Source organism: Winogradskyella sp. R77965 (assembly GCF_044594915.1).
Classification (GTDB): domain Bacteria; phylum Bacteroidota; class Bacteroidia; order Flavobacteriales; family Flavobacteriaceae; genus Winogradskyella.
Window position 1 is genome coordinate 69,084 of sequence record NZ_CP138990.1, and the last position, 12,033, is coordinate 81,116.

A 12,033-nucleotide genomic window follows, 5' to 3' on the forward strand; every position below is an offset into this window, starting at 1 on the left:
ACATAGTATATCGTAAATCATTGTCTATCTTTGCAAACTGAAAACGAATAGTCGTTACTAATAAATGAGATTCCCACTTTTGTGGGAAATGAATATGCGTACAAAAACTCTTAAAAAAAACAGAATCAACGTTATAACCCTTGGCTGTAGTAAAAATGTTTACGATAGCGAAGTGCTCATGGGGCAACTTAAAGCGAGTGGTAAAGATGTTGTGCACGAGCAAGAAGGAAACGTTGTGGTGATTAATACTTGTGGTTTTATTAATAATGCCAAAGAGGAAAGCGTGAACACTATTTTGGAGTACATGCAAAAGAAAGAAGATGGTGAAGTCGATAAAGTGTTTGTAACAGGTTGTTTGAGTGAACGCTACAAACCAGACTTACAAAAGGAAATCCCGAATGTAGATCAGTATTTTGGAACTACAGAGTTACCTGGTTTATTAAAAGCTTTAGGCGCAGATTATAAGCATGAGTTAATTGGTGAGCGTTTAACGACGACTCCAAAAAACTATGCGTATTTAAAGATTGCTGAAGGCTGTGACAGACCTTGTAGTTTTTGTGCTATTCCTTTAATGCGAGGTAAGCATAAAAGTACTCCAATAGAAGACATAGTAATTGAAGCTGAAAAATTAGCGGCTAATGGTGTAAAGGAATTAATCCTTATTGCACAAGATTTAACCTATTATGGTTTAGATCTTTATAAAAAGAGAAATCTTGCAGAGTTATTAGAACATTTGGTTAAAGTTGAAGGCATCGAATGGATTCGTTTGCATTATGCATTTCCAACTGGTTTTCCTATGGATGTTTTAGATGTGATGAATCGCGAACCTAAAGTTTGTAATTACTTAGATATTCCGTTGCAGCATATTTCAGATTCTATATTAAAGAGTATGCGCCGTGGAACAACCAAAGAAAAGACCACAAAATTACTTAAAGAATTCAGAGCCAAAGTAACTGAAATGACTATCAGAACGACATTGATTGTTGGGTATCCAGGTGAAACACAAGAAGATTTTGAAACCCTTAGAGATTGGGTAAAAGAAATGCGTTTTGAGCGTTTAGGATGTTTTACGTATTCTCACGAAGAAAATACACATGCCTACAATTTAGAAGACGATGTACCAGAAGAGGTGAAGATGCAACGTGCGAATGAGATTATGGAAATTCAATCTCAGATTTCTTGGGAATTAAACCAAGCTAAAATAGGGCAGGAGTTTAAAGTCGTTATAGACCGAAAAGAAGGGAGTTATTTTGTAGGTCGTACAGAATATGATTCGCCAGACGTAGATAACGAAGTACGTATTGACGCTTCAGAAACCTATTTAAAAACAGGTGAGTTTGCTATGATAAAAGTAATTGAGGCTGAGGATTTTGATCTTTATGGTGAGGTTGTGGTATAATAAAATTATAGAGATTCCTTCAAGATAGTAGATAAATTAAGTTAGTAATAATAGATAAATGGTATCTATTTAACTAAAACAGTGCTCTTACTCTATTGTATACATTATGCCATTTAAGTTGAATTTTCTTCCCTATTGAAGAATTGTCCATTGTATAGTTATATCCTAAACTTACTAAAGCATTATAAACCAAATTATGATTTGATCTATTTAATTTACTGAATCCGGTATTTCCCAAAAATATATACCCAAGTTCTGTTTTAGAATCAAACCACATCATTGTTTGAATACAATTGTCTCCGCCACTCATTCCCGTGAGTTGATAAGTAATTCCATAGTTGTTTCTATCTATCATAAAGAATATTCCATTGCTGTCGTCTTCAAGATTGGTAATTGAGCTATTTAATTGTGGCGAAAGTAGTTTGTTAAAAGAATCTGGCTTCAAAAGATTATTATTTCTTGATATTATTGCTTGACAGTATTTAGTTAAATCTTTTATATTAGTAATCATATCTCTACTTGGGTATAATATTACACCACTTGTTTGCACATTAGTAATTGAATCTCCACTAGGTTCATAGTAATTGGTGTGTATTAAAGAATCACTTTCAGATTCTGTCCAGTATGTATTGTTTAGTTTAAGAGGATTGAAAATGTTAGTTTGTGTAAAATCGGAAAAAGAAGTTCCTGATACAATTTCAATAATATAAGCTGCTAAACTTGCACCAATATTCGAATAATTCCAATCCGTACCTGGCTTAAATTTGGTAAACTTAACAGTCCCATATTTATTGTGTTTGAAATAATCACTCATAAATGAGTTCAAGGTTTTCTTCTTTTCGGTTTCTTCTATATAAAGTGATTCTACAACTAATTCATTATAATCTAATGAAGATGTGTGTGTGGCTAACTGTTTAATTGTAATTTCATCCTGAGGGAAATTTGGATTGTAAATTTTAAAAGGAAGATGCTTATTTATGGGGTCATCAATAGTTAATAATTTTAATTCTTCAGCTTTCATTAATGCAATACCTATTGTAGTTTTAGATATAGAAGCAATATACTGTTGCGTATTTGTAGTGTAAGGTTTTTTATCTTGTTTATTAGCATAGCCAAATCCTTTTGAATAAATAATACTATCTGCATTAAATACAGAAACGGCAAATCCACCCATTTTAGTTGAATTATAATAACTGTTTAATTTTTCTTCTATATTAGTTAGGTCTGCATTTATATCATCTTTAGTTTGATATAGAAGAAAAGATATAAATCCAATTATTAATAGAGTTAGGACTAATACTATTTTCTTTAGTAATTTTTTGCCTTTCATTTTTTGATTGATTGAATGAGTCTATAATTAAGACGACGAACTCAAAGTTTGGTTACAAACTTATTTTTTTAAAGACCATGTCTACTATACCATCAGTCTTTATTGTAAATTCTTTGATATTACCTGTTTTTCCTCGAACAAATTCTAATGCATTAAAGAACATCGAAGTACTAGTAAACACATCTTTTTTTATGGGTCTAAACATAATGTCTTCATGATTTAGATGACTTGCAACTAATTGACCATCTTCTAAATGAAAAGAGAAAAGTAATGAATACTCATTATTGTAATAGGTTCCGACATATGATTGCAAAGCTTGTTCTGATGGATTTACAGGTTCGTAGCGTTCCATAATGTCTGGTCTACTTTCATTATATGTAAAGAAAAGTGTCATGTCATCACCTTCTTTTTTAAATTTAAAAAGCCTTTGATCTTCCATTTCTGCATATTGTTGAAATGTATTATCAGACAATGGAACTAAAGTTTGATATCTGTTTCTAGGACTAAATAACCATTTTGTGCGTAATGTATCATTTTCTACAAATAATTCAGAAGCATAACCTTCTTTAAACCAATAATGACCTTCAAAAGCTTTTAGTTTTTGAGTACTTAATTTTTTTATTTTTTTAGCTTCAAAATCAATTTCGACTGGTAAAGGATAAAGATCTTTAACAAAAACATCTACAGCATTATGAGCTAAACCTCCATTGTATTGGTTGCTATTTCCCAAAGCGAAAGAAATGATGTTTTGATCAATATATCGAAATACATTAGTACCATAACCACCTTGTAAGCCATAGTTCCAAAATATAGGAAGCCCTCTTTCAGGATGTGTAAATTCGCGTCCGATTGCCATTTCTCCCCAATAATAAACGAATTTTTTACCGTTAGAAAGTTGAACTGGTGTATCTAGCTTTTGGATTAATTGAGCAAGGTTACCATTAGGATTCATATAATTTAAATACCATATCGAAAGATCTTCTGCTGAAGTATATGCGTTAATAGCACCAACAACACTGCTACGAACTTCAAGTTTCTTATAATTTTCATCGTCTTCTTTCTGATAAGGCTGAGCAACATTAGTAAGTATAGCGCTACTATCATCTCTAATTACAGAATTTTCCATTCCAAGAGGTTCAAAAATGTTAGATTTAACAAACTCTGCAAAAGATTGACCTGAACTTTTTGAAACTATTTCTGCCATTAATACAGATTCCGTAACAGATTCATGAAACGAAAAATCAGTTCCAGGTTTAAATGAAAGTGCCTTTTGAGATGCGATTAATTTAAGAGCTTTAGCTTGGGTTGATATATTCATAGTCCCATTAATAATATTACTCACTCGATTTATATCATGCAAACCACTAGAATGATTAAGTAAATGCTCAATAGTTATCGTGTATTCATATACAGGTAATTCGGGTATGTATTTACGAATATCATCGTTTAGAGAGATTTTTCCTTGCTCTTCTAGAATAAGAATAGCTAAAGAGGTAAACTGCTTGGACATTTCACCCAATTGAAATTTTGTTTGAGGTGTTATTAGTTCATTGTTTTCAATATTAGCACTACCGAAACCTTTTAGGTAAATAACTTTTCCGTCTTTAATTATTCCCGCAGTTCCTCCCGGTTTTGTATTGTCGTTCCACTGGGAAAAGATGCTATCAAATACCTGCTCGTTTTGAGATGTTAATGTTAGTGTAAAGCAAATTATAAATAAATAGATTATAGACTTAAGCATTATTCTATATAGTTTTTAAAGTTGAATAATTTTAATTTATTCTCTAGTTGAGTGAGTTATTTTGATTTAACACTATTCCATATATCTAAATACATTTTCCAGTTATCATCTATTTTTTTCCAGACAATAACATATTTTCCTTGCCAAGACGATATGCGTCCATCTTTGTGTTTCGTTTTTCCTTCATAATAACCATAGTCGTAAGCTGTATCTTCAACAATGGTTATTTCAGTTTGCGTGATTTTGTGATACGATGTACTAATACCTTCTGGTAAAGTCCAATATTTGATAATATCTTCACCTTTTAGAATCTTTGTATTATTAGGGAAGATTTTGGCATCTTTAGTATAAGAAGCGGCAATTTTATCGTAATCTGAAGCCATGACGTATTCAGAAAAGGCTTCCGTGTTTTTCAATATGGTCTGAATATCTTCTTTGTTACCCTTTAAGGTTTGACTTTGTAATTGACCATAGGTCGCTAGAGCTAAGACTATTATAATTAAATATTTCATTTTTTAGTTTTTATTACTGGTTACTATATCATGTATCTCATCTGCCATATCTATAACATTAAAAAACTTTTGATTTTTTAAAATCACGATATACAAATCATCCTCTGGGTAGTATCTAATGACAGCTTCGTAGTTTCCACTTTCTCCATGATGATGATGAACTTCTAACATGTTGTCATCCCATTCTAGAACTCCCAAGGGGGATTGTGAGCCTTCTCTCTCAGAAAGGAACTTTAAAGACTCTTTTGATATTAATTGATAACTATGTAAATGATAGAGCCACTGATAAAGGTCCTTCGTAGTAAAACTCATCAGAAACTTTGACTCGTGAATAATAAAAGGATAGGGATTATAGTTCTCATCAAATGCTACGGCCGGTAATTTTTCATCTTCGTACGGTGTTCGCTTGGCAAAATAGCTATCGATCATTTTTGCCGATTTAAAGATATATTGATGAACATAATCTTCGAAGGATAGCATACTAACCTTTTCAACGATAAGCGTTAACAACAATGGGTTATAGTTTGAATATAGATAATCCGAACCTGGTTCAAAGGAGAGTTCTTCTACCCTTTTTAAATCATTTAGAATTAATTCTTCTGTAACAGGTTTATTACTCTCAGTATAATTTTCCCAAGGTACCTTTGGCAATCCACTAGTGTACTGGAATAGTTGTTGTATGCTTATTAAAGAAGCCCAAGCAGGCAAATCATTCAAGTAATCACCTACCATATTATCAAGATTTAGACTCCCTTTTTCAAAAAGCTGCATCACAGCCACTCCTGGAAATTCCTTGTAGATTGAACCGATATTGAAACGGTGTGCAGCCGTTAATTTTTCTTTTGTTTGGGGGTGTGCAATACCAAAAGAGTTTTCATATAAAACCTCATTGTTTTTTACAACGAGTACATTACCATTGAGTTTTCCATTAATATATTGCTCTTCTAAATACTCATCAATACTGTTGTATTGGCAGCTTATATTTGAAAAAACTGTACAAAGCATTAACATGAAAATGATTAATGATTGATTTTTCATTATAATTATTATTCAGGGTAGTTTTTAAAGGTGAATGATTTGTGAATAATCTTCCATTGCTTATTCGTTTTAAGTAACATTAGATAGTCTGTGTAAATACGTTTCCTTGTAGGCATTAATATTTCAATTTTAGCCATAGCAGCATCACCTTCATAGTCTATGGATAAGACTTTCCCTATACGATTACTTTTCTGACCGGCTTTTACATTAGCGACATATTGTTTGCCAGACCAAACTTGTAGGGAATCTTCTCGTACAAAGTAGAGATTAAAATCTTCATGAAAAGCACGTTTTAAGCGATCAGGCTCACCATTGGCAGTGCCTTCTATGTAGTCGTAAAGTACACTATTGATTTGTTCGATTTCTGATTGAGAATCCGTAAAAAGTAATCCTGTTAGTAGTATAGTTAATATTATTTTGTACTTCATTTTATTTAGTTTTTAGAGTGCTTCAATTATATTTTTATGATTTTACTTCATTTGGTTTTTACCAAATTTTCATTAGCGGGTTTTTGCTTTTCAAACCATATGTTATTAATTCCATTAGTAGCGAGTTCAAATCCTTTTATAGTTCCGTCTGTATCTCTATCAAATTTTAAAGACGAAAAATGTCTAGTATCTCCAGAAAACAGGTCAGTTATTTTTGGATCTAATTTTACAGACTCCAACCTTGGGTGATTAAGTATGAGGTTACCTTTATCAACAGATAAAGCATAGGAAGTATTTAAGTCAGAGGCATAGTAATTTCCAGTATATGCATCTAGATCCTTACTCCAGCTAGCATTCTTATTATATGCAATCATACTGAAGGTATCATCTCCGACTTTTACTGACATTGTTTTGGGAACAGTCTTAGAATCGAAACTTACCATTACCTCTCCTCTTGTAATCATTTTGAAGGATGTATTGGCAAGAGGTATAAGTGGACTTTCATTTCCTGGACCTCTAAAGTATCTTAGAGTATCGTTTACAAAATGAATTTTTCTTGAAGTATGGTTATCTATATCCCAATAATCACCTACAAATGCTGTAAGTTGCTTTTTTGATAATTTTTTAGAAGCAATTTTTGTGGATTCCTGAGATGTTGGAGCTTCCAAGTAATCCTCAATATAGAGTTCACTAACTCCTGTAGCAGCAGCTCCGTTATAAGCTCCATCATTTCCCATAACAACAACTGCTAGATTATACTCTGGATAGCGAATTAATTTACTAGCATATCCGCCTGCCACTTCTACGTGGTATAACTTTTTTGCACCTCTATAATTCCAAAAGCGATGTCCTCCTGTATATAGCGCTAAATTGACCTGTTCTACTTTTTTATTATTAACAACCGACAAACCATCAAATTTTTCTACCATTAGTCTAGTCCCTATTTTTGGGTCTTCGAGTTCTTTTGCCCAATAACACATATCTACTATTGTAGTATATACATCTGATAAGATCGTATGTTTATAGTTCGTCGTCGCATTAACATAGTTGTCATTTTGCGCAAAATAGCCTTGAGCTTTGTTTTTAATTACTGTTCCTTGGATATCAAATACTGTATTTGTCATTCCAAGAGGTTCAAAAATCTCTTTAGTCACAAAGTCGCTATATGACATTTTACTAATATTAGAGATAAGGTCTTCTAGAATTATAAAACCAGTGTCTGTAAACCGTTGCTCAATATTTTTATTAGGTAGCGATTTCGCTTGATTTAAAATCATTGCATATGCCTGTTTCTTAGTGAAAACATCTTCTGTTCTCCAGCCAGCAAGAGCCTTAGAAACTTCATCATTGTTTAATCCGCTTGTATGGTGAATCAACTGTTGGATGCTAATGGTTTGAGTAAAAGCTTTCAATTTGGGTATATGCTTTCTAATATCATCTTGAAGCGAAAGTTGTCCTCGATGTTCTAACAGCAAAAGTGCATAAACAGTGAATTCCTTGGCTAGATCTCCAATATGGAATTTGGTTTCAGCGTTTATTGGAATCTGATGTTCTAAATTTGCTAGACCATAACCTTTAGCGTGTACGATTTTGCCATCATTAAGAATACCTACAGCTATTCCAGGTTTATCTTTTGTGTCCCATTGGGAAAAAATAGCATCAATCTGAGCCGTTGTTATTTGTCTTTTTTGGATTTCTTGCGAAAAAGAAATCATGGTTAAAAAAAATAAAAGTGTTGTGAATAAATATTTCATGGCTCTATAGTTCATAATTGCTTTAGTGTCTGAATGATCTTCTTAGCAACAGAAGCTGCTGCAGTAGGATCTTGACCTGTAATAAGTCTTTCTTCTACCTTAAAATAGTTATCCCAACCTTCTTTAGAGTAGGTAAATTTCCCACCTCGTTCCTTAATTGTTTCTTCTATAGAAAAAGGGAATGTTTTGTAATAGTCAGCTTCTTTATTTTCAAATTGATCAGGAAATCCATTGACCTGCTTTCCTGCATAGAGGTAATTTCCGTCTTTAGTTTTTAAATTTACTATACCAGCAGTGCCGTGACATACTGCAGAGACGACACCATTATTATTATAAATAGACATTGTAATATTTTGAATACTTTCATTTTCTGGAACTCCGAACATGGCTGCTCCACCACCAACATAATAAACAGCTTTATAATCGGTAGAACTAATATTTTCTGGCTTTAAGGTGTTTTTAAGTTTTCCCATTAAGGTAGCATCATAAATATATTTTTTCTGAATACTATCTGAGGTGGATAAATATCCAATTGGTATAGCGCCACCTTTTGGGCTAACAAAATCTACTTGATAACCTTGGTTTATTAATACATCGTAAGCAAAAACAATTTCACCAAAATGGTTAGCAGCATTCATATCTGTTTGACCATAATAATGTTGGTTAGAAACTATAAATAGAATGTTGTCTTTAGAATTAACCTTGTCAATATGTGATGAATCTGAGCATCCGGAGTATACTAGTGTTAAAAATAAAATAAGAAGTAGTCGCATTGTTGTTTTTTAGTTTTCAACAATGTCTAATATTTGTAAGTTAAAGTGTTTTTGAGTTATAAATTCGAAGTTCGGATTTATAAAATAGAACTCTATTTTTGTTTTCTGAAATTTGCTGGAGTCGTGCCTACTAACTTTTTAAACGTAGTAAAAAAGGTAGACTTAGAGTTGAAGCCGCATTCGTAGCCAATTGCTTCTAAAGTTAAATTGTTATTATTTTGAAGCATTAATTTTGCTGCGTCAATACGATATTCATTTATAAATAAGGCAAAATTCTTACCTAGATTGTCATTCAGTAATTGTGAAAATTGATGTGTAGACAAACCAACTTTTTTAGCAATTTCAGAAGATTTTAGATTAGCATTTTTGTATACTGAATCGTCTTGCATCACTGTGTTTAATTTCATAATTAATTGAGACGCTTCATTAGTAGCTATTTTCTTATCAGCATATTTATTTAAAGAATTAAAGAGAACAGACTTACTTTTCTTATTGTAAAAGACGAATAACAATAGAAGATATAATAAGAACGAGAATGTAAGTGCTCCAGATATATAGTTTACAAAACTTGTAAAGTAATAAGATGAGACGAGCAATATATTACCAATTAAAATGCTCAACAACCAAATATCTAAACTCGATGGTTTACTCTGTTTGTTAAGTAGATTTTTGATGCGATCCCTTATAAGATATAATGACGCTAAAATATAAATAAACCACTGTATATATATGCTGTTTATGATGTGAGGTCTCCATAAATCTATATTGGTTTTAAAAGGATATAAAAATCCTGTTATTAGTGCAATAGGAATTAAGAGCGCTAAATGATACTTCCAGGTTTTAAATTTCTTATTAGAAGTATTTGTAATTGATTTTACATAGAAATATAAAAATGGACCTACAAAAAAACATGCAGTTAGCCCAAACTGTAAAAAATGAATCGATAACTCAGGGTTAAAATGAAAGAATACAGATTTACCAACACGTATACTTAGCATCCCTAAAAAAAATCCTAAAAAAATATTAGATATGTGTTTAGGTTTTGCAAAAAAAATGAAATAAAAACTTAATACAATACCATTAAAAGCACCTAAAGCGCTAAAAAAGAATAAAAGTTCTCTACTGACTTCCAAATAAGACTATTGATTGATTAATAATCAAATCTATAAAAAAATAGTCTTTCAAATAAAATATATAGAAATATTTAAGATGCTTTTTGTGACTTATACATGGAATTGAGTGTCTTATTAATAAACCGCTATGATATTATGAGTCCTGTAAAACGAAACCAAATAAGAATATTATTACTAACATTTTATTTGATTGTGAGTTGTTTTATCTACAAGCTTTTGTTTTAACCAATGGCATCCATTTCTTGGTCCAAAGGTAAACACTAATTCTTGCTCCATTTTTTCTCCGTCAGCATTTTCGGCTGGCACCCATTTTCTAGGAATATTTTTAATGGTTTCCATTAAATTTTCATCGATAGAAACGTAATTCGTTGTCATTTAGACTCCATAAAATTTGTCAATACTTTATTAAACTCATTTCGCTTCCTGCAAACAGAATCATACTGCCTAAAATGGCAACTTTAATTGATTTAGAAGTCATGATTTGTTAGTTTAGAATATGTATGAAAATAAGTTACTGAAATTATAAATGAAGATTCTAAATTATTTTATAATCTCTATTTTTCTGATATATACGTTGTGCAAGGGCCAATCACCATCATCGGTTTTAACGCTATTGATTTTATCTACGATATCCATTCCGCTAATGACTTCTCCAAAAACGGTATAATCTTTATCGAGATAGTCAGCACCACCTGGTCGTTGAATGATAAAAAACTGAAAAGGTGACGCTAGCTTATAAGCATTTTCAATTTCGCTACTTGGCATTGAAACCGCTCCTCGTTTGTGTGTATAACCACGTTTTGTATCAGGTGGTAGTAAGTATTTCCCTATTTTACGACGACGTTTAGCTAAGTTGTAATCATCGCTACTTCCTCCTTGAATCACAAAGTTTTTAACCACTCTATAGAACTGTGTACCATCAAAATACTTACGTTTGGTGAGATATATAAAGTTAGCGCGATGAAATTTGGTTTTATCGTAAAGATGAATGTCTATAGTCCCAAAGTCTGTTGTGATTCTGACCTTATTTTCTTTATGCTCTTTTTCGTATTCTAAAAAGAATTCCATGGCATTTTTGTCTGTAAGCTTTGGATATTCTGAAGCTTTTGGTTTAGGTATTGCCATTGTCTTTTCTGCAACCGAATCTTTTTTATCAGACTTTTCAGTTTGTTTTGAAGTTTGCTTATCTTCACAACTTATGAACAATAGTATAATACACAGACTTAATAGGAATCTCATAAATGCTTTTTAATTCGTTTTTAGAATCTGTAGTAAAAATAAAACATCTCAGTCTTTCGGGCGAAATATCGCATGCAAAAATGTCTCCTCCATATCGATTAGAGTTAGCAGAAAAAATGAAGGAAAAAGTCAAAACTGCTAAAAAAGCTGGAGTAATGGCGCTATTTTATCCTAATAATAAGGGTGAAACCTATTTGGTGTTGATTCTCCGCAAAACCTACAAAGGAGTTCATTCTGCACAAATTGGGTTTCCTGGTGGTAGATACGAAGACGAAGATAAGGACCTAATGATAACTGCGATGCGCGAAACCAGAGAAGAGGTAGGAGTGCCAGAAGCCATGATGAATGTTATTAAAACAATGTCTCCATTATACATTCCTCCAAGTAATTTTATAGTACACCCTTACATAGCCATTTCTGAATCTACTCCTAATTTTATAAAACAAGATCAAGAGGTCGAGGCTATTATAGAGGTAAGCTTGTTAAATTTTTTAGATGAAACTAATTCTATAAATGCCAAAGTGCCAACATCTTTTGATGTAGAAGTAGATGTCCCGGCATTTAAACTCAATGGACATATTGTTTGGGGAGCGACGGCTATGATGCTTGGCGAAATAAAAGACTTGTTAAAACAGGTTTTATAACTTATCATTGTCATTACCTTTGTAATTGACTAAATTTTGAAA

12 protein-coding genes are annotated in these 12,033 nt (G+C 32.0%); 2 read left to right on the forward strand and 10 right to left on the reverse strand.

The window, feature by feature from the left end:
• Window positions 1–94: 94 nt before the first annotated feature.
• Window positions 95–1,399 carry a 30S ribosomal protein S12 methylthiotransferase RimO gene (gene rimO, locus SJY34_RS00305; protein WP_400081429.1) on the forward strand — a complete coding sequence of 435 codons (1,305 nt, stop codon included), beginning with the start codon at window positions 95–97 and terminating at the stop codon, window positions 1,397–1,399.
• Window positions 1,400–1,472: 73 nt separating this feature from the next.
• Here the strand turns inward: rimO and SJY34_RS00310 are convergent, their stop codons facing one another.
• The 10 genes from SJY34_RS00310 to SJY34_RS00355 form a co-directional block, all read right to left on the reverse strand.
• Window positions 1,473–2,729, reverse strand: a complete 1,257-nt coding sequence (locus SJY34_RS00310; protein ID WP_400077816.1) for a serine hydrolase domain-containing protein — start codon at window positions 2,727–2,729, stop codon at window positions 1,473–1,475.
• 52 nt (window positions 2,730–2,781) lie between these two features.
• The gene (locus SJY34_RS00315; protein ID WP_400077820.1) at window positions 2,782–4,470 is read right to left on the reverse strand and encodes a serine hydrolase domain-containing protein; all 1,689 of its coding nucleotides are present in this window, start codon (window positions 4,468–4,470) and stop codon (window positions 2,782–2,784) included.
• Between the two features lie 56 nt (window positions 4,471–4,526).
• Window positions 4,527–4,982 carry a YybH family protein gene (locus SJY34_RS00320; protein WP_400077823.1) on the reverse strand — a complete coding sequence of 152 codons (456 nt, stop codon included), beginning with the start codon at window positions 4,980–4,982 and terminating at the stop codon, window positions 4,527–4,529.
• Window positions 4,983–4,985: 3 nt separating this feature from the next.
• Window positions 4,986–5,987 carry a serine hydrolase domain-containing protein gene (locus tag SJY34_RS00325; protein ID WP_400077825.1) on the reverse strand — a complete coding sequence of 334 codons (1,002 nt, stop codon included), beginning with the start codon at window positions 5,985–5,987 and terminating at the stop codon, window positions 4,986–4,988.
• Between the two features lie 41 nt (window positions 5,988–6,028).
• Complete coding sequence (locus SJY34_RS00330; protein WP_400077827.1) at window positions 6,029–6,448, reverse strand: nuclear transport factor 2 family protein; 420 nt, start codon at window positions 6,446–6,448, stop codon at window positions 6,029–6,031.
• 47 nt (window positions 6,449–6,495) lie between these two features.
• Complete coding sequence (locus SJY34_RS00335; RefSeq protein ID WP_400077829.1) at window positions 6,496–8,202, reverse strand: serine hydrolase domain-containing protein; 1,707 nt, start codon at window positions 8,200–8,202, stop codon at window positions 6,496–6,498.
• An 11-nt stretch (window positions 8,203–8,213) separates the two neighbouring features.
• Complete coding sequence (locus SJY34_RS00340; protein ID WP_400077831.1) at window positions 8,214–8,975, reverse strand: type 1 glutamine amidotransferase domain-containing protein; 762 nt, start codon at window positions 8,973–8,975, stop codon at window positions 8,214–8,216.
• Window positions 8,976–9,067: 92 nt separating this feature from the next.
• Window positions 9,068–9,973 (reverse strand): helix-turn-helix domain-containing protein, encoded by a 906-nt coding sequence (locus SJY34_RS00345; protein ID WP_400077833.1) that lies wholly within the window; start codon window positions 9,971–9,973, stop codon window positions 9,068–9,070.
• A gap of 309 nt (window positions 9,974–10,282) precedes the next feature.
• Window positions 10,283–10,483: a hypothetical protein gene (locus SJY34_RS00350; RefSeq protein WP_400077834.1), complete on the reverse strand. Its 201-nt coding sequence runs from the start codon at window positions 10,481–10,483 to the stop codon at window positions 10,283–10,285.
• A gap of 165 nt (window positions 10,484–10,648) precedes the next feature.
• The gene (locus tag SJY34_RS00355) at window positions 10,649–11,347 is read right to left on the reverse strand and encodes a peptidylprolyl isomerase (protein WP_400077836.1); all 699 of its coding nucleotides are present in this window, start codon (window positions 11,345–11,347) and stop codon (window positions 10,649–10,651) included.
• Window positions 11,348–11,349: 2 nt separating this feature from the next.
• On the opposite strand from SJY34_RS00355, the gene SJY34_RS00360 reads away from it, so the two are divergent.
• The gene (locus SJY34_RS00360; RefSeq protein WP_400077838.1) at window positions 11,350–11,991 is read left to right on the forward strand and encodes an NUDIX hydrolase; all 642 of its coding nucleotides are present in this window, start codon (window positions 11,350–11,352) and stop codon (window positions 11,989–11,991) included.
• Window positions 11,992–12,033: the final 42 nt, after the last annotated feature.